At 50.4% G+C, this 17,605-nt stretch carries 18 protein-coding genes; all 18 read right to left on the reverse strand.

What is annotated here, in order from left to right; genetic code table 11:
* Nucleotides 1–2: 2 nt before the first annotated feature.
* Nucleotides 3–389, reverse strand: coding sequence for a TIGR02530 family flagellar biosynthesis protein (locus tag AC6RNO_RS03295; protein ID WP_474683224.1), 387 nt, complete (start codon nt 387–389; stop codon nt 3–5).
* Nucleotides 386–829, reverse strand: coding sequence for a flagellar hook capping FlgD N-terminal domain-containing protein (locus tag AC6RNO_RS03300; RefSeq protein ID WP_497104571.1), 444 nt, complete (start codon nt 827–829; stop codon nt 386–388). Before AC6RNO_RS03300 ends, AC6RNO_RS03295 begins: the two co-directional genes overlap by 4 nt.
* Before the next feature lie 34 nt (nt 830–863).
* On the reverse strand, nt 864–2,294 hold the full coding sequence (locus AC6RNO_RS03305) for a flagellar hook-length control protein FliK (RefSeq protein WP_497104573.1): 1,431 nt from the start codon (nt 2,292–2,294) through the stop codon (nt 864–866).
* A 32-nt stretch (nt 2,295–2,326) separates the two neighbouring features.
* Nucleotides 2,327–3,244 (reverse strand): MotE family protein, encoded by a 918-nt coding sequence (locus tag AC6RNO_RS03310; protein WP_474683227.1) that lies wholly within the window; start codon nt 3,242–3,244, stop codon nt 2,327–2,329.
* A 25-nt stretch (nt 3,245–3,269) separates the two neighbouring features.
* Nucleotides 3,270–3,713, reverse strand: a complete 444-nt coding sequence (gene fliJ / locus AC6RNO_RS03315; protein WP_474683228.1) for a flagellar export protein FliJ — start codon at nt 3,711–3,713, stop codon at nt 3,270–3,272.
* Nucleotides 3,714–3,722: 9 nt separating this feature from the next.
* Nucleotides 3,723–5,048 carry a flagellar protein export ATPase FliI gene (fliI, locus tag AC6RNO_RS03320; RefSeq protein ID WP_497104576.1) on the reverse strand — a complete coding sequence of 442 codons (1,326 nt, stop codon included), beginning with the start codon at nt 5,046–5,048 and terminating at the stop codon, nt 3,723–3,725.
* Nucleotides 5,045–5,887, reverse strand: a complete 843-nt coding sequence (locus tag AC6RNO_RS03325) for a FliH/SctL family protein (protein ID WP_497104578.1) — start codon at nt 5,885–5,887, stop codon at nt 5,045–5,047. Before AC6RNO_RS03325 ends, fliI begins: the two co-directional genes overlap by 4 nt.
* Nucleotides 5,880–6,896 (reverse strand): flagellar motor switch protein FliG, encoded by a 1,017-nt coding sequence (fliG, locus tag AC6RNO_RS03330; protein ID WP_474683231.1) that lies wholly within the window; start codon nt 6,894–6,896, stop codon nt 5,880–5,882. Before fliG ends, AC6RNO_RS03325 begins: the two co-directional genes overlap by 8 nt.
* 12 nt (nt 6,897–6,908) lie before the next feature.
* Nucleotides 6,909–8,492: a flagellar basal-body MS-ring/collar protein FliF gene (gene fliF, locus AC6RNO_RS03335; protein ID WP_474683232.1), complete on the reverse strand. Its 1,584-nt coding sequence runs from the start codon at nt 8,490–8,492 to the stop codon at nt 6,909–6,911.
* 54 nt (nt 8,493–8,546) lie between these two features.
* Nucleotides 8,547–8,855 (reverse strand): flagellar hook-basal body complex protein FliE, encoded by a 309-nt coding sequence (gene fliE, locus AC6RNO_RS03340; protein ID WP_474683233.1) that lies wholly within the window; start codon nt 8,853–8,855, stop codon nt 8,547–8,549.
* Between the two features lie 25 nt (nt 8,856–8,880).
* Nucleotides 8,881–9,330 (reverse strand): flagellar basal body rod protein FlgC, encoded by a 450-nt coding sequence (flgC, locus tag AC6RNO_RS03345; protein ID WP_474683234.1) that lies wholly within the window; start codon nt 9,328–9,330, stop codon nt 8,881–8,883.
* Between the two features lie 6 nt (nt 9,331–9,336).
* Nucleotides 9,337–9,744, reverse strand: a complete 408-nt coding sequence (gene flgB, locus AC6RNO_RS03350) for a flagellar basal body rod protein FlgB (protein ID WP_474683235.1) — start codon at nt 9,742–9,744, stop codon at nt 9,337–9,339.
* Nucleotides 9,745–10,004: 260 nt separating this feature from the next.
* Complete coding sequence (gene codY, locus AC6RNO_RS03355) at nt 10,005–10,781, reverse strand: GTP-sensing pleiotropic transcriptional regulator CodY (RefSeq protein ID WP_474683236.1); 777 nt, start codon at nt 10,779–10,781, stop codon at nt 10,005–10,007.
* 33 nt (nt 10,782–10,814) lie between these two features.
* A complete protein-coding gene (hslU, locus tag AC6RNO_RS03360; RefSeq protein ID WP_474683237.1) occupies nt 10,815–12,212 on the reverse strand; it encodes an ATP-dependent protease ATPase subunit HslU in 1,398 nt (465 codons plus the stop codon).
* A 90-nt stretch (nt 12,213–12,302) separates the two neighbouring features.
* Nucleotides 12,303–12,857 carry an ATP-dependent protease subunit HslV gene (hslV, locus tag AC6RNO_RS03365; protein WP_474683238.1) on the reverse strand — a complete coding sequence of 185 codons (555 nt, stop codon included), beginning with the start codon at nt 12,855–12,857 and terminating at the stop codon, nt 12,303–12,305.
* A gap of 140 nt (nt 12,858–12,997) precedes the next feature.
* On the reverse strand, nt 12,998–14,314 hold the full coding sequence (gene trmFO, locus AC6RNO_RS03370) for an FADH(2)-oxidizing methylenetetrahydrofolate--tRNA-(uracil(54)-C(5))-methyltransferase TrmFO (RefSeq protein ID WP_497104583.1): 1,317 nt from the start codon (nt 14,312–14,314) through the stop codon (nt 12,998–13,000).
* Nucleotides 14,315–14,327: 13 nt separating this feature from the next.
* Nucleotides 14,328–16,430, reverse strand: a complete 2,103-nt coding sequence (gene topA, locus AC6RNO_RS03375; protein WP_474683240.1) for a type I DNA topoisomerase — start codon at nt 16,428–16,430, stop codon at nt 14,328–14,330.
* 70 nt (nt 16,431–16,500) lie between these two features.
* Complete coding sequence (gene dprA / locus AC6RNO_RS03380) at nt 16,501–17,592, reverse strand: DNA-processing protein DprA (protein WP_497104585.1); 1,092 nt, start codon at nt 17,590–17,592, stop codon at nt 16,501–16,503.
* Nucleotides 17,593–17,605: the final 13 nt, after the last annotated feature.

Here is a 17,605-nt window from a genome sequence, read left to right on the forward strand (position 1 = left end):
TGTCAGGAAATAATTACAGCACTATCGATTTGCGTAAAAACATGTTCATTCATCGAATTGCCGTCCAGCGCCGTCACAACAGTCCGGTTCGGCACATTCACAATGAGAGCATTGCCATTCAGCAGCATCAACGCATCTTTGGCCCCTTTTGCTGCGGCCTTGTCAATCGCCGAGCTAAGCTGATCCAGCTGTTCGGGCTTTAATTGAATACCCCGTTCTTTAAGCCTGACTTCGGCATGATGGCTAAAATGCACCATCTGATCCTGAAGAAGCTGCTGAAACGTAGGCTTGCCGGAAGTAGACGCCTGCTGCTGTACCGGCACTCGCTTAGCTGACGCCGGTGGAAGCGCATTGGGATACAGCTGTCCAATGGATATCCGCTCCGTCATTTGGTTTCTCCGGCATTCTCGATTTTACTGAGCTTGTCCAGAGAAATTTCCTCTCCTTTCACGTTGGCATATTGATTGCCGTCTTTCATCGTGATGGAGTCGACAATACCCGTTTTTTGAGTGGAGGAGCCCGAGGAATCGGTGCTTGTCCAGGTGACGGATTTGCCGATCAGACCGGAAACAAATCCAATCGACTGCCTCATTAATTTCATTTCCCCGGCCATGTTGGTCAACTGTTCGACGGAAGTAAACTGCGCCATTTGCGCAATGAACTCCTTATCCTGCAGCGGTTGGGTCGGGTCCTGATTTTGAAGCTGTGTAATCAAAATTTTGAGAAAATCGTCTTTTCCAAGAGTGCCTGTATTTTTATCTGTCGTCTGCTTGTTCTGCCCGGCGCTTATGATGTCCTTAACATTGCCCGAAACTGGATTCGTAGCCATAATTCACCTCCGTATGCCTGGCATTCATCACTGTTTAGGCAATTACATCGAAGGAATTCCCATAGACAGTGGTACGAGTTTGACCCGTGCTGGCTATTTCCTGATTAAAATCGACCGCATCCTGCTCGTAATTTCCGGAGCGGTTTTTGTTTTGACGAAACGTTTGATTGGGTGACTGCTGCTGGCGCTGATCCTGGAACATGCCGGATTGCATGCCCGGGCTTTGCGTCACTTCCAGCTTCTCAACCTGCAGACCTTGAGATTGCAGTGCTTGACGAAGCTGTGGAAGCTGGCTTTCCAGCATTTGTCGGCCTGCTGCGGTATCAGCGGCAAACTGTGCGATCAACTGCCCTTCGTGCATTGTGATTTTCACGTCAACATGCCCGAGGTTTTTCGGGAACAGGGATAGCTTGGCTTCGGAGATTCCTTCGGCAAGCGTGATTTTCATGTTTTTCATCACATGATCCGTCATCTCTTCGGCAAAATTAGCTGCATGCAAAGTTTGCGTAACTAATTTCTCGGCAGGCGCCGTTCCGAACTGGCTCTTTTGCACGTCAGCCAAATTAATGAAAGGGTTCGCATGCTCTTCTGTTTCTGTCGGAAGCGGCTGTAAAACATCGGCCAAATCGTCGGTTTCGGTTTTAGCCTGGAATATAGGCGCGATCATCGCATTTTTGACCGCCAGCAATTCAAGCTTCGACTTGGCAGTCTGTACCGTCTGCACAGTTTCTTCTTTACTTGCCGGTTTTACTTCGGCATGCTTCGCTGCGGTGCGCTTGTTCTGCGCATGAAGGGGCGCAACCGGAACGGCCGGCGCTTCTTCACTCGCTGCGGCTTCCGCGACGGCCGGCTGTTGAGCTGCTGCCTGCTGTGCTTTCAACTGCGGCTGCTGCCCGGCGACAATCGCAGGCAAGATCGGTTGAATGACGTCCTGCAACTGCTGGTTCACATATTGCAAAATCGGATTGTCCGGCTGCTGCTTGGTCAAAGTGGCCAAGGTCAACAGCGTATTTTGCGCCTGCAGGTTGACTGAGCTTACCGCTTGTCCCCCGCTTGCAGCAGGCAAAGACGCCGTTTTACCAGCCTGGTTCTCGGTTAGCGCGCCCAGAATTTGCTCTGCTTGCTCAAACCACTGCTTCATCTTCGGATCCTGCAAAAGCTGCTGCGCCAAACCCGGATTGCTGTTCATCGCTTGAACCAGCGTTTCGGGCAAAGTTTCCGACTGTTCGTTCGGGCTTTGCACCACATTTTGCACCGGCATGATCAAGCTTTGCAGCATTTGCAAAAGTCCTGCCAATGCAACGGCCGGATCAGTCGGGTTGGTCGAATCAGCCTGGCTCCCTTGCACAAGCTGCCCATCCAGGACTTGGGTAAAAGCGCCCGCGCTGCTGCCTGCTGCCGTTTTGCCTCCGGAAGCGGAAGTTTTCGTGCCGGCAGACGGTGTAATCGACATCTGTACGTCCATTTATTTTCACCTCCCTTCATGGAGTCTGAAGGTTACTGGGCAAGCTTCGCTGTAATCGAAGCAGCCATTTCCTTGTTGGCATCAGACAGAGCAGACATGACTTTGGAACGCGACGCGTTGTCCATCCCGCTCAAAATGGCCAGCACTTTGTCAGAGTTGGACTTGTTCATTTCAATCAGCACATTGGCTGCGCTTTTCGGAGTCATATTCGCAAAGGTTTGACCCAAGTCGGTTTTGCTGACCGAAGTCGCGGACTTCGCGGCATCGGCTCCGTTCAGCTTCAGTCTCTCTTGAAGAGCGGCGATTTCTTTGTCCTTGACAGTCGTTACGTCTTTAAGTCCGATTGAAGCGTCTGCGGCTTTCTTCGGATCCATTTTTTCAAGAATAGCTCCCCGGGCGTCAGGCTTCATCATCGAGAAGACGAGCACCATTTCTTTGGGTGTCAAATTTTCCATAATCGGCGCCGCCTTGCCTGGCGTCATCTTCCCATAAAGATTGGCGAGCTGTGTAATCTGGTTGTTGTATTCTTCTTCGGTTTGCGTCTTATCCTTCAGCTTCTCCTCCAGATCGGCCGCCTTGGCCTCCGAATCCTTCAAAGACTGATCCTTTTGCGCGGAGGCGGTATCCGACTTCTGCAAAGCTGCTTCCAGTTCTGCAACTCTGGCATTCAGCTTCGCAATCTCATCGTCCTTCGACTTCGCGCTTTGGTCCGACGTCGGCGTTTTGCCGGAGCCTGCCGTTGCAGCCGCCTTTTCTTTCGGCGCAGGAACGATACTGCCAATTACCGGTGTATTATGCAGTGCTTTCTGGATGCTGCTCTTGATGTCGTAATCGAAGATAGACAGCAATACGAAGAGCAGAACCGCCGTAAATACAAACGGAATGACAAACCATATCAGAAATCGTTCCAACGCACTGTAGGAAGTGCCCTCCGTGGTCGTATCGGCCATCTTCTCTCTCCCTCTCTAAGGCATTTCAATACGATAATCGCTTAAAGCGGTTGGTAGCCATCTCATCAAGAGCTTCCTGCTCTTTCTTCGCAACGAACGATTGAAATTGATGGAAGGCCTTCTCTCTTGCTTTCGTCCACACTTTTTCATCTATCATGCGTTCCGTCAAATGCTCCTGTTTCTTTTCGACGACCCGCTGCGCGGCTGCAATATCCTGGTGCTTGCGCACGATTTGCTGATCCAGATGATTCATATAATTTTGCAAAAGCAGCACTTCGGAAATGGAAACCGACTGGCCGGAAGCGTCTGCAATTTGATGCTGAAGCTGGTCTTTTTGCACAAACAATTCATTCAAGCTCGTTTCCACATTCCGCAATTCGCCGATCGCTTCCGACAATCCCCATTCTGCCTGGGATCGCTCGCTATTTTTCAAATCTACAATTTGCTGAAAGGAATACCTGAACTTCATTCAGCTCCCTCATCCCTTGTAAAATTCTTGAATCAATCGCTGCTGCGCTTCGTCAAATGTAAGCTTTTCTGACGTTTTTTGTTTCGTAAAATCCCATATCGTTTGAATATTATCGATCGCGATGTCAATATCCGGGTTGGAACCTTTCTGGTACGCCCCGATATTAATGAGGTCTTCCGAATCTTTATAAATGGAAAGAAGACGCTTCAACTGGTCAGCCGCTTCCATATGTTCCTGCGGTACGATTTCTTTCATGACGCGGCTTACGCTTGATAACACATCGATAGCCGGATAATGGCCCTTGTTCGCGATGCTGCGGTTCAACACGATGTGGCCGTCCAAAATACCGCGAACTGCGTCCGCGATCGGCTCATTCATGTCGTCGCCGTCTACCAGCACCGTATAAAATGCGGTGATCGAGCCTTTGGGCCCCGTTCCCGAACGTTCCAGCAAGCGGGGAAGCATCGCAAAGACGGAAGGCGTATAACCGCGGGTCGCAGGCGGTTCGCCGACGGCCAGTCCAACCTCCCTTTGCGCCATCGCAAAGCGGGTGACGGAGTCCATCATCATCATGACATTAAGACCGCGATCGCGAAAATATTCGGCAATGCTGGTGGCGATCATCGCCCCTTTGATCCGGATCAATGCCGGCTGGTCGGACGTCGCTACGATGACTACCGAACGGGCGAGCCCTTCCGGACCTAAGTCTCTTTCGATAAAATCGAGCACCTCGCGGCCCCGCTCGCCTATAAGCGCGATGACGTTCACATCGGCAGAGGTGTTGCGGGCAATCATGCCCATCAGCGTGCTCTTGCCGACGCCGGAGCCGGCGAAAATACCGACGCGCTGCCCTTTGCCGATCGTCAACAATCCGTCGATGCAGCGCACTCCGACGCTGATCGGATTCAATACGCGCGGGCGAATCAACGGGTTGCTCGGCGCGTTGTTCGTCGAGTACTGGGTCATTCTCGACGGCAAAAACGAACCGTCCAGCGGCTGTCCCAATCCGTCCAGCACTTTGCCCAGCAGTTCATGGCCGACCTGTATGGTAAGCGGCTTGCCGGTGCCGACAACATCGCAGCCCGGACCGATGGCATCCAGCTCGCCCAGCGGCATCAGTATCACTTTATTGCTGCGAAATCCGACCACTTCCGCTTTGAGCGGCTTGTTGGATTTCAAAGGATAGATGTAGCAAAGATCGCCGATGCTGACATCCGGACCTTCCGACTCAACGGTAAGGCCGATCACTTGCGTAACTTTGCCGTTCACGCGAATCGGATCGATTTGGGGCAAATGTTCTATGTATTTGGCGGCAGAAGGTATACTGTAGCTCATGAATCCGATCCCTCGCTGCGAATGGCCATTTCCTGCAGGGCCGTCTTAATTTCTTTAAGCTGTGTATCGATTCTGGCGTCGATGCTGCCGAATGAAGAACGTATGACGCAGCCGTGATCCTGAACCGTAGAATCAGGAATAATTTCCAACTCGGCCTGCGAATCAATGGATGTCAGCAGCTCTTCGCGCGCCTCCTGAATGTAGGCAAATTGTGACGGTGAGACACAAAGCGTGATAATGCCTTTTTCCCGTCTGCGCGACAATACTTTTCGGATCAGATCTACGCTCCATTGCGGCTCCATGCTCAACTGCCGGGCGATCACCTTCTCGGCGATCGATGTGCTGAGCTCGATCAAGAACGGCTCCGATTCCTGAATGATCTGCTGTTTTAGCGTATAGGCTTGCTCCAAAATGGAACGTGCATCCGCCAGCATTCCGGTATACTCCTGACGAAGCGCTTCTTCGGCCTGCATGACGCCTTGCTGGTAACCGGCCTCGAATCCGGCCTGCTGAGCTTCAGCCACATGCGCTTCATCCTGGGCCCTGCGTTCCGACCACCATGAATTAATTTCAGCGTTAACTTGTTCGCGGAGCGCAGCGCATTCCTGCATCGCCAACTGAATTTGTTCTTCGGCGAAAGTCTCGGCATCCTGGATGATTTGGTTTTTCATGCTATTAGCGTCATGAAGCTCCTGCAGTTGTTCCGGTGTCAGTTGCTGTTTGGCCGATTCTTCGTCATCAAGCAGACCGGCGCGCAGCAATTGAACGGGAGTGATCACTTCCAACTGCTTTTTATCATCTAAAGACACGTATGCAAAAGATTTAATGACATTAGACAATAATATCATCTCCTCCGCCGCGAGCGATGATAATTTCACCGGATTCTTCTAGGCGGCGAATCGTGGCGACAATTCGCGTTTGAGCTTCTTCAACATCGCGCAAACGCACTGGACCCATATATTCCATTTCTTCTTTGAATGTCTCGGCCATACGTTTGGACATGTTTTTGAACAAGGCGTCGCGAACTTCTTCGCTCGCCACTTTAAGCGCAAGCTGCATGTCTGAATTTTCGATATCGCGGATAATTCTTTGGATCGAACGGTTGTCGATATTGACGATATCCTCGAAGACGAACATCCGCTTTTTGATCTCTTCCGCAAGCTCGGGATCTTGAATCTCCAGAGAGTCGAGAATCGTACGCTCCGTTCCGCGGTCGACGCCGTTCAGAATCTGAACGATCGATGCGATACCGCCTGCATTTGTGTAATCCTGGGTCACAGTAGATGAAAGCTTTTGTTCAAGCACGCGCTCCACCTGACTGATAACTTCAGGAGAAGTGCTGTCCATTAACGCGATCCGTTTAGCAACATCGGCCTGCTTCTCTTGGGGAAGCGACGATAAAATAATTGAAGCTTGATCGGCTTCCAAATACGAAAGAACGAGCGCAATCGTTTGTGAATTCTCATTTTGAATAAAATTGAGAATTTGTGCCGGTTCCGCCTTGCGAGCGAAATCGAACGGCCGAACCTGCAGCGTGGCGGTCAAACGATTAATAATATCCAGCGCCTTTTGAGAACCGAGCGCCTTCTCCAAAATATCCTTAGCGTAAGCGATACCGCCCTGAGAGATAAACTCCTGCGCTAAGCAAATTTGATGAAATTCCGCCAAAATGGATTCTTTTTCGAGCGAATCCACTTTTCTAACGTTTGCAATTTCCAGTGTTAACTGTTCAATTTCTTCTTCCCGCAAGTGTTTGAAGATTTGAGCAGAAACTTCAGGGCCTAGACTGATCAAAAGAATAGCGGCCTTTTGTCTTCCCGTTAACCCTTGCAGAGCTGTTCTCGCCAAAAAAGTGCACCTCTATTCGTCTGCTAACCAAGTACGCAACAGATTGACGAAATCCTCCGGTCGCTTTTTCGCAAGAGTTTCCAATTGTTTGCGCACTTGACTATCATTAGATACAGTTTCTAAATCGACTGTAGGAAGCTCCGCTTTCGTCGCCGCCGGCATAGCTAGTTCTTCCTCCAGCTGAGCTGCTTTCCTACGCTTTCTGATAATAAGTCCGGCAACAAGCCCTAACGCTAAAGCGGCAAGAGCCAAACCGCCGTAAGTCAGGTAAGTTGTTGTTTTGGATGCGGCCGTATCGGCTTGTGTTACAAAAGAATGTGGAATAATTTTAACTTTATTTTTCAATTCAACGTCAGTATAAGTAATTTTATTATCAGCCAGCGCAGCTCTGACAATATTCACCAAAGCATCCTGGATGGCATCCTTCGTTTCCTGCGTCAAAGACTTCGGATCATCCTTAACCGGAGGCTCGATGCCTACGTTAATGCTCAAATCTTTGACAACATAAGGAGACGAAACGATATCGTTGGTAATCCGGTTCACTTCGTAATTTACAGTCTTGCTGTTTTCTTCGGAAGTAGATTTGCCGGCACCGGAACTTCCAGGGTAGCCGGGCACATCGGTTGTCCCTGTTCCCGGGACTCCTCCGTTTTGCGCAGCTCCATCGCTTTGATACGATTTGGATGCTTCCTGCAACGAAATTTCCAAACCTTTTTGGTCCACTTGATTCGGAGCCGTTACAAGCTTCTCTTGGCTTTTCTTCTGATCGAAGTTCATCGTCGAGAACACGCTGACGATGACTTTGTCTTGACCGAGCATCCGGCCTAGCATGCTGCTAATGTTTTTTTGCAAATCGTTGCGGAATTGATTATTGATATCGAACTGGTTCGCAACCAAGCTGGCCGACGATTGCCCGCCGAGTTTGGAAGAAACCAGGCTTTCGCCGTATTGATCGGAAATCGTTATGTTTTCCAGCGGCAAATTTTTCACACTGTGCGAGACCAGGTTGTAGATCGTATCCACTTTGGCCTGATCAAGCCTGTATCCCGGTTTGATCTGCAGCACGACGGAGGCGGATGCCTTTTCTTGCTGCTGCTGCAAAAACGGTCCTTCCTCAGGAAGGGAAATCAATACTTTGGAACTGCTGATCGCTTGATTCGAGTTAATCAGCTGCTGCAGTTCGCCTTGCACTGCGTTTATGTACTTGACTTTGAATTCGTTGTCCGTAATGCCGAAAGAACTGTTTTGGCTGAATGAGCCGAATCCTAACGAACCGTTCTTGTTCAGCCCTTGCGACTCGACTGCAAGCTTCACGTTAGCCACCTGATTGCTCGGCACTTCGATGCTTTTGCCGTCAGCGCTAAGGTTGTAAGGGATCTTGGCCGTATCCAGGTAGCCTTTTATGGAAGCTGCATCGCTGGGCTGCAAGTCTGTAAAAGCTAACGAGTATTCGGTTTTGGATAAGTTATAGCTAATTATTGCCGCAGTAAGAACTAGAAGGAAAACCGTGGCTATGAAAGTGATTTTCGTCGTTCTACTGTATCGATTCCAATATTGTTTGACTTTGTCCCAATACTGGAGCAGGTTCTCGTTCACTTTCTCACCTCATTGAAACTTGGTTTCATTTTTCAACTTTTAGTCGTATATGTATTACAACTGCATCCTCATAACTTCCTGATACGATTCAAGAATCTTATTTCTCACTTGAACCGTAAGTTCCAGTCCCAGAGACGCTTTCTCTGAAGCTATCGTCAATTGATGCACATCCGAAAGTTCGCCTTTAATGAAGCTTTGGTTCAATTGGTCGACTTGCTGCTGCTGATTGTTCAGGTTTGTAATCGCATCGTTCAGGAACGTTCCAAACTGCTTTCCCAAGTCCGCCGCACCTTCGCCCGAACGGTCTTTCGGCTGAACAGTGCTCATAACATTCATCGGACTGTAACTAATTTTGTCGATCATGAAGCCGTTTCCTCCCTATTCTGAATTATCTACCGATTTCCAAAGCTTTCGTAATCATCGATTTGCTGGCATTCAGCGCTGTGACGTTAGCCTCATAAGATCTCGTTGCCGAAATCATGTCGACCATCTCTTTCAGCACATCTACGTTAGGCATGTAGACGAATCCGTTCTCGTCCGCATCGGGATGGGTCGGATTATATACTTGCTTGAGCGGCGACGTATCATCAAAAATTTTGTTGGCCCGGACCCCTTCGCCTGTTCCGTCAGCCATAGCTGAATTCAGCGTTTGCGCGAATGTCGGCTGCGGTTTCGTTTCAAAGGATACCAGCTTCCTTTGATACGGGACCCATTTGCCGTTGACCATTTTAGCGCGGGTCGTATCGGCGTTGGCGATGTTGGAAGAAATAACATCCATCCGCAATCGCTGTGCAGTAAGTGCAGACGAACTAATGTCAAATCCGTTTGTCAGTCTCATCGTTTATTATCTTCCCCCCAGTACGGTTCGCATTTTTTTGAACTCGCTGTTCATTTGCTGAATCAACGTATTATATTTAAGCTGGTTTTTTGCCATCAGTGACATTTCATAATCCATGTCGACGTTGTTCATATTGTTGTTGATCGCTGTCGTTTCGTCGACTTTTATTTCCGGAGTTATCCCATTGGTCGATTTACCTATAAAAAAATGTCTCCTATCTGTCCGATATCCTTCTATAGGGGGGGTAGCGGGACTCATTTGACCTTCCAGTATTTCCTCGAAAACGACGTCGGATCGCTTGAAAAACGGCGTGTCGACATTTGCGACATTATTTGCTATCACTTTCTGTCGAAGCGCTGAAGAATCCAGAGTTCTCTCCATCAGATTCCAGCTTGGCTTATCCAAGAAAGACATCCTTAATACCCACTTTCACTAGAATGTTTTTGTTCTTATTCAACAAGTGAAACATTGATTCCTTCTTAAATCGACATTATCCTGCATTGCTTTATTCGAAGCAGAACCTCAATGTAGAAATATGTAAAATTGGTTATCACAGTTCTAATGATGGAAGATAATGACCTAACTTACAATAAGAAAAAAGCCCTATCTTTTTTCAAAAGACAGGACTTTCGTATTTATGCCGTAGTTCTGTGAAAAAACTCACACTTTTCAAGCTACAGCTTTGTTTTCAACTGTTCGATACTTTGTATCAACTGGTCATTCAAAATGCGAATGTATGTGCCTTTCATGCCAAGGGAACGCGTCTCAATGACTCCGGCGCTTTCCAGTTTGCGGAGCGCATTGACAATAACGGAACGTGTGATGCCAACCCGGTCGGCAATTTTGCTGGCAACCAAAAGCCCTTCTCTGCCTTCTAACTCCTCGAAAATATGCTCAACGGCCTCCAATTCACTGAAAGACAACGATCCGATTGCTACCTGCACAACCGCCTTGCTCCTTGCTTCCTCCTCAATCTCTTCAGCGCGTTCCCGTAAAATTTCCATTGCTACGACGGTTGAACCATATTCTGCCAAAATCAAATCATCATCCACAAATGCGGCATCGTTGCGCGTGAGCACCAACGTCCCCAATCGGTCCCCCCCGCCAATAATTGGGACTATTGTCGTGTATGCATACCGGAAAATCGAAACCATCTGCTTCGAGTATGGGGTGTCTGGACCGATATTGGAAGAGGTTTCATCGATTTTCAAAAGAAGGCTGTTAAACTCCGATCCGAACCGGCGCTCCGACAAAATCGTTTGATCCATTTCGGATGGCCCGGAATCAAGCCTTAACGCATAGCCAAGAATTTTGCCCTTCCGGCTGATGACAAAAATGTTGGCGCTGACGATATCCCGCAATACGTCAGCCATATCCATAAAGCTGACCGCATTGCCCGCTTCCTTTTGCAGCAGCCGGTTCAGACTTCTTGTCTTGTTTAATAAAGTCATCTTGCTTCCTCCTACTAATGTGACGGCGCTATCTTATAAAATATATTGGCTTAAATCGCGATTTTGCACAATGTCGCTCAATTTGTCCCGCACATATTCCGGCGTGATCTCGATGCGCTCCAAAGTAATTTCGGGAGCTTCAAACGATAAATCCTCCAGCAGCTTCTCCAGGATCGTATGCAATCTGCGCGCCCCGATATTTTCCGTGTTCTGGTTCACTTCAACGGCGATCTGGGCAATTTCCCGGACGGCTTCATCCGAAAAATCCACCTCGATGCCTTCGGTTTGCAGCAGCGCCGTATATTGTTTGGTAAGCGCATTTTTCGGCTCTTTCAAAATGGAAACGAAGTCGTCCAGCGTCAAGTTGCTCAGCTCTACGCGGATCGGGAACCGCCCCTGCAGCTCCGGGATGAGATCCGACGGCTTGGCGATGTGAAACGCTCCGGCGCCGATGAACAGGACGTAGTCCGTTTTGACGGGACCGTATTTGGTTACGACAGTCGAACCTTCCACGATCGGCAAAATATCCCGCTGCACGCCTTCTCTGGAAACATCCGGGCCTCCGCCGCGGCTGCTGCTTGCAATTTTATCGATCTCGTCTATAAAAATAATGCCCGACTGCTCCGCGCGGCCGATCGATTCCTGAATGACTTCGTCCATATCGATCAGGCGCTGCGCTTCTTCCTGCGTCAAAATTTTACGTGCTTCCTTGACGGACAGCTTGCGCTTTTTCGTTCGCTTCGGCATGAGGCTGCCGAACATCTCCTGCATGTTCATGCCCATTTGCTCGTTTCCTTGCCCGGAAAGCATATCCAGCATCGTCGGAGAGCTGTCCTCCACTTCGATCTCGATCGTTTCCTGCTCCAATTGACCCGAGGCTAATTGCTCGGCGATTTGCGCTCTGCGCGAAGCCAGGGAAGGATCGGCAGGAGCCGCTTCCTCTTGATTCTCCTGGTTCTGGCCGCCGAACAGCATCTCCAGCGGATTGCGCTGCGTCTTGGCGCGAGCGGGGCTGGGCGCAAGCAACTGGACGATGCGTTCGTTAGCCAATTTTTCCGCGCGGTCTTTCACCTTCTCCGTACGTTCGGCCTTCACCATTCGAATCGCGGTTTCAACAAGGTCGCGCACCATCGATTCCACATCACGGCCGACATAACCGACCTCGGTAAACTTCGTCGCTTCAACCTTTATGAACGGAGCTCCGACAAGTTTGGCCAATCTCCGGGCAATTTCCGTTTTGCCGACGCCGGTAGGACCGATCATCAAAATATTTTTCGGCACGATTTCATCGCGCAGCGATTCCTCCAGCAAACTTCGCCGATACCGGTTTCTCAGGGCGATGGCTACGGATTTCTTCGCTTTCTTTTGTCCGACAATATATCGATCCAACTCCTGTACAATCTGCTTGGGCGTCAGGGAACTGTTTTTCATGTGGAATCCTCCTAAGAGCTTTCCGGCGGGAAAGCCAACTTTCGTATTCATCGGTATGAATGCGGTTCATGCACCAATGTATGCAGCGGATTATTCAATCTCTTCTACTATAATATTATGATTCGTAAACACGCATATTTCAGCGGCTGTAGTTAATGCAGCGTGAGCGATTTCCTTGGCGCTGAGATGCGCGGCATGACGGTGCAGCGCGCGTCCTGCGGCCAATGCGAAGCTTCCCCCCGAACCGATGGCCAAAATGCCGTCGTCCGGCTCAATAATCTCGCCGTTGCCGGAAAGGAGCAGCAGCCCGGATGCGTCCATGACGATCATCATCGCCTCCAGCCTTCGCAGCACGCGGTCCTGACGCCAGTCCTTGGTCATTTCCACCGCAGCCCTTTGCAAATTGCCGTGGTGCTCCTCCAGCTTTCCTTCAAACTTTTCAAAAAGCGTAATCGCGTCCGCAACGGAACCGGCGAAACCGGCCACTACTTTGCCCCTATATAAACGCCTGACTTTTTTGGCGCTGCCTTTCATAATCATGCTGTTGCCGAAAGTGACCTGACCGTCCCCGGCAATAGCGCCTTTTCCTTGATGACGAATCGCAAAAATCGTTGTCGCATGAAACGCTGCATGCTGCGGATCCATCCGTCTCACCTCTTTAGTGGAATCTTGATTTCTCGACAAATAAGAAACAGCACCAAAAACAGTGGTTTTGCTGCTGCTTCGAGAGGTCTATTCAATAAAAACATATTAATAGTAACACAGGCGCAACTTTACTTACAAGTTCATTGACGCTCAATTTGTGAAAAATTCTGAATACTTTCCAATGCGCGGTTTGCCAGCATCTCGTTCTTTTCCTTTTTGTTGCGGATGCGCTGCGAAAGCGGCGGAAGCAGACCGAAATTGGCATTCATCGGTTGGAAATGTTTGAAATCCGCGGTCGTGATGTAATTCGCCATGCTGCCGAGGGTCGTATCCTCCGGGAAAACGAGGCATTGCTCTCCTTTGGCAAACCGCCCTGCGTTAATGCCTGCGATCAGACCGGAAGCCGCGGATTCTACGTAGCCCTCAACGCCCGTCATTTGACCGGCAAAGAACAGATCCGCTCTGCGTTTGAATTGGTATGTAGGCTCAAGCAGCTTCGGAGAGTTGATGAATGTATTGCGGTGCATAACGCCATACCGTACGAACTCGGCATTCTCCAGTCCCGGGATCAGCGACAGCACCCGTTTTTGCTCGCCCCACTTTAGATGAGTCTGGAAGCCGACCAGATTGTAAAGCGTGCCGGCGGCATTATCCTGGCGAAGCTGGACGACCGCATGCGGCATTTTGCCGGTGTGGGGGTTAATCAGACCGACCGGCTTCATCGGACCGAACAGCACGGTTTGCTTGCCTCGCTTAGCCATCACTTCGAGCGGCATGCAGCCCTCGAAATAAATTTCTTTTTCGAACTCTTTAAGCTCGGCTACTTCCGCGGTAATCAGCGCCTCGTAGAAGACGTCGAACTCTTCCTCCGTCATCGGGCAATTCAGATAAGCCGCTTCGCCTTTATCGTACCGCGATGCCAGATACACCTTGCTCATATCGATGGAGTCCTTCTCCACGATAGGCGCCGCGGCGTCGTAGAAGTAGAGATACTCTTCGCCCATCAGCTCCTTGAGCTCGGCGGAAAGCGACGGGGACGTCAGCGGTCCGGATGCGACGATCGTAATCCCTTCCGGCAGCGTTTGCGCCTCCTCATTGCGCACTTCAATGAGCGGATGGTTCCGCAGCGTAGAAGTCACTTCCTGCGAAAAGCCGTCGCGGTCGACGGCCAAGGCGCCACCCGCAGGAACGGCATGCTTGTCGGCGCACGCTAAAATGAGCGAATCCATGCGCCGCATCTCTTCTTTCAGAACGCCTACCGCGTTGGACAAACCGTTGGCGCGGAGCGAATTGCTGCACACGAGCTCGGCGAATTGATCGGTAATATGCGCCGGCGTTTTGCGCACCGGCCTCATTTCATATAACGTGACGGGCACGCCTTGACGAGCGATCTGCCATGCGGCTTCACTCCCGGCAAGACCTGCGCCGATAACGGTTACTCTAGGGAAATCGGACAAAATCGGCACACCTCTAATCCTTCAGTTCATCGTTGTTTTCTTCGTTTGCTTCTTCTTTGTAATCGCACTGTATGCATTGATGGGTAACGCCGCTCTTGCTTCTTTTTTCAATCAGCATGGAACCGCACTGCGGACACGGCTTGCTGACGGGTTTATCCCACGAGACGAAATCGCAGTCCGGATAACGGTCGCAACCGTAAAAGACGCGGCCTTTTTTGCTGCGGCGCTCAACGATTTTGCCTTGATGGCAAGTCGGGCACGTCACGCCGATATCTTTGACGATCGGCTTCGTGTTGCGGCAGTCGGGGAAACCGGAGCAAGCCAGAAATTTGCCGAAGCGGCCCATTTTATACACGAGCGGCTTGCCGCATTTTTCGCAAAGCTCATCGGAAACTTCGTCCTGGATCTCGATTTCCTTCATTTCTTCTTCCGCAACCTCGAGCCTCTTCTCGAACGAAGCGTAGAAGGAGTCCAGTACCTTGACCCAATCTTCTTTGCCCTCTTCGACGAAGTCAAGCTCTTCTTCCATGTGGGCGGTAAATTCGACGTCAAGTATTTCCGGGAAAAACTCCTGCATCAGCTGAATAACTAGCTCGCCCAGCTCGGTCGGCACGAATTTCTTTTCCTCAATGGCGACGTAACCGCGCTTTTGAATCGTCTCCAGCGTCGGCGCATAAGTACTCGGACGTCCGATGCCCATCTCTTCAAGCGCCCGAACGAGGCGTGCTTCCGTATATCTCGGAGGCGGCTGGGTGAAATGCTGCTTCGGATCGACGTTTTGCCGTTTCAGCTGATCACCTTGCGTGAGCGGCGGCAACAGCTTATCCTCTTCGGTCGTGCCGTCGTCATTGCTCTCCACATACACTTTCATGAAGCCGGGAAACTTCATTTTGGAACCCGCTGCGCGGAATAGGGTCTCGCCTGCTGCCAGATCGACAGTCATCGTATCCAGCACGGCCGATGCCATCTGGCTGGCGACAAAACGCTCCCAGACAAGCTTGTATAGGCGGTACTGGTCTTTGCTCAGGAACTCCTTCACTTGTTCAGGCTCGCGCATCACCGATGTAGGCCGGATGCCTTCGTGAGCGTCCTGTGCGTTGGCATTCTTTCTCACATATTGGCGAGGCGTTTCCGGGTAATAAGCAGCCCCGTATTTGCCCAAAATGAACTCTTTCGCTTCTTCCTGCGCTACAGGCGAGATCCGGGTGGAGTCGGTACGCATATAAGTGATTAAACCTACGGTGCCTTCCTTTCCCAAATCGATCCCTTCGTAAATCTGCTGGGCTACGGACATCGTTTTGGAAGCCCGGAAATTCAGCTTGCGCGCCGCCTCCTGCTGCAAGGAGCTCGTAATAAAAGGCGGGGACGGATTGCGTTGACGCTCTTTCTCCTTGATCTCCTGAACGGTAAACAGCCCGCTGCCCATAGCTTCTAACACAAGTTTAACTTCGTCTTCGGAATGAAGCTCTTTCTTCTCGCCGTTGATGCTGTGGTATTTGGCTTCGAAAACGCTCTTGCCCGATTCCAGTTGGACCGTGATCGACCAATATTCTTCCGGCTCGAACGCTTTAATTTCATTCTCGCGGTCCATAATCAGCTTGACGGCTACGGATTGCACCCGCCCTGCGGAAAGGCCTTTCTTGACCTTCTTCCACAGCAAAGGACTGATTTTGTAACCGACGAGACGGTCCAAAATGCGTCTTGCCTGCTGCGCGTTCACCAGGTCCTGATTGATACGGCGCGGCGTTTTGAATGCGTCTTTAACCGCGTCCTTCGTAATTTCGTTAAATACGACACGGCACGCTTCATCGGCTCTGACGTCCAAATAATGCGCCAGATGCCATGCAATCGCTTCCCCTTCACGATCCGGGTCAGCCGCGAGATATATTTTTTTAACCTTTTTACTGGCATCCTTCAGCTCTTTGAGGACAGAGCCTTTGCCGCGAATCGTAATGTATTTGGGCTCAAAGTTGCGTTCCACTTCTACGCCAATTTGGCTTTTCGGAAGGTCGCGAATATGACCCATCGAGGCTTTAACGATATATTTGCTGCCCAGATATTTACCGATGGTTTTGGCTTTTGCTGGTGATTCGACGATGACTAAAGAATCCGCCATGGATCGTCCTTCCTCCCCTCATGGTCTCCGAATATAGTCTATTGGCGAGATGAATAGCTTCTTGAGCAGCCTATACTAATATGTAAGAAGATCCAGGAAGCTGTTTAATCGCCTTTTTCAATAGTAAAGATAACAGAACTGCATGCAAATGTCCAAACGTAAATTGACTGCGTTCCAAAAGCTCGTCAATGCCGACCGGGCTGTTCGACAGCAATTGAGTAATTTTACGCTCCTCATCGCTCAGTTCGATGCTTGTCGAAGGCTGCTGCAGCCCCCTTAATTCGGCACTGCTCAGCAAATAACGATAATCCTCTATAATATCCTCAACGCGTGTGACTATTCTCGCGCCTGTGCGCAGCAACTCGTACACGCCCTGGCTTTGATGCGACGTAATCAGCCCCGGGACGGCAAAAACGTCCCGCGATTCATCCGCCGCAAAATTCGCGGTAATGAGCGAACCGCTGTCGGCTGCCGCCTCCACGACGATAACGCCGAGCGACAAGCCGGCGATGATCCGGTTCCGCTGCGGAAACATGCCCGGATGCATGCGCGTGCCGACGGGATATTCCGAAACGATAATGCCTTCCTTCTCGATAATGCGGTACAAATGCGCATGTTCCCGCGGATATATTTGATTAATGGCGCAGCCGAGCACCGCCACTGTCTTAGCTTTCCCAAGAAGCGCTCCTTGATGAGCCTGGCTGTCGATTCCCCGAGCCAAGCCGCTTACGATGCCGAAGCCTGCCCTGGACAAAGCGGTGGACATTTCCACGGCCACCTTGCTCCCGTAAAGAGTCGGCTTGCGTGAGCCGACCATGCCGAGCAGCCGCTGATGCAGGCAAGAGACGTTTCCTTTGTAATAAATAATCCAAGGGGGTTGGGCGATTTCTTTGAGGGCGGGAGGGTACCCTTCATCCAGCAGGGTCATGAATTGAATGGAATGCTTCATATACATCTGAAGCCTTTGTTCGATAAAGATCGGAGTAAATTGCTTAGCGATTTGTTCGGCGATCTGCCGTCTGATGCCGAACGATGCGATCGCTCCCGCCGAAAGCCCGAACAATTCCCCGGGTTCCGGAAAACTGTTCAAAAGCTTGTAAATCGTTTGCCAGCCAACGCCTTCCATCTCGTGAAGACCGAATATAATGAGACGATTATCCATTAGTATATCACTC

The sequence above is a fragment of the Paenibacillus sp. sgz302190 genome (assembly GCF_059820445.1).

Coding starts and splice junctions, on each gene's coding strand:
- flgC (WP_474683234.1), bottom strand. CDS start 9,330: ATGAGACTGACAAACGGATTTGACATTAGTTCGTCTGCACTTACTGCA.
- fliE (WP_474683233.1), bottom strand. CDS start 8,855: ATGATCGACAAAATTAGTTACAGTCCGATGAATGTTATGAGCACTGTT.
- fliJ (WP_474683228.1), bottom strand. CDS start 3,713: ATGAAGTTCAGGTATTCCTTTCAGCAAATTGTAGATTTGAAAAATAGC.
- flgB (WP_474683235.1), bottom strand. CDS start 9,744: ATGTCTTTCTTGGATAAGCCAAGCTGGAATCTGATGGAGAGAACTCTG.
- codY (WP_474683236.1), bottom strand. CDS start 10,781: ATGACTTTATTAAACAAGACAAGAAGTCTGAACCGGCTGCTGCAAAAG.
- AC6RNO_RS03300 (WP_497104571.1), bottom strand. CDS start 829: ATGGCTACGAATCCAGTTTCGGGCAATGTTAAGGACATCATAAGCGCC.
- fliI (WP_497104576.1), bottom strand. CDS start 5,048: ATGAGCTACAGTATACCTTCTGCCGCCAAATACATAGAACATTTGCCC.
- AC6RNO_RS03310 (WP_474683227.1), bottom strand. CDS start 3,244: ATGGCCGATACGACCACGGAGGGCACTTCCTACAGTGCGTTGGAACGA.
- topA (WP_474683240.1), bottom strand. CDS start 16,430: ATGGCGGATTCTTTAGTCATCGTCGAATCACCAGCAAAAGCCAAAACC.
- AC6RNO_RS03295 (WP_474683224.1), bottom strand. CDS start 389: ATGACGGAGCGGATATCCATTGGACAGCTGTATCCCAATGCGCTTCCA.
- AC6RNO_RS03305 (WP_497104573.1), bottom strand. CDS start 2,294: ATGGACGTACAGATGTCGATTACACCGTCTGCCGGCACGAAAACTTCC.
- dprA (WP_497104585.1), bottom strand. CDS start 17,592: ATGGATAATCGTCTCATTATATTCGGTCTTCACGAGATGGAAGGCGTT.
- hslU (WP_474683237.1), bottom strand. CDS start 12,212: ATGAAAAACAGTTCCCTGACGCCCAAGCAGATTGTACAGGAGTTGGAT.
- hslV (WP_474683238.1), bottom strand. CDS start 12,857: ATGGATCCGCAGCATGCAGCGTTTCATGCGACAACGATTTTTGCGATT.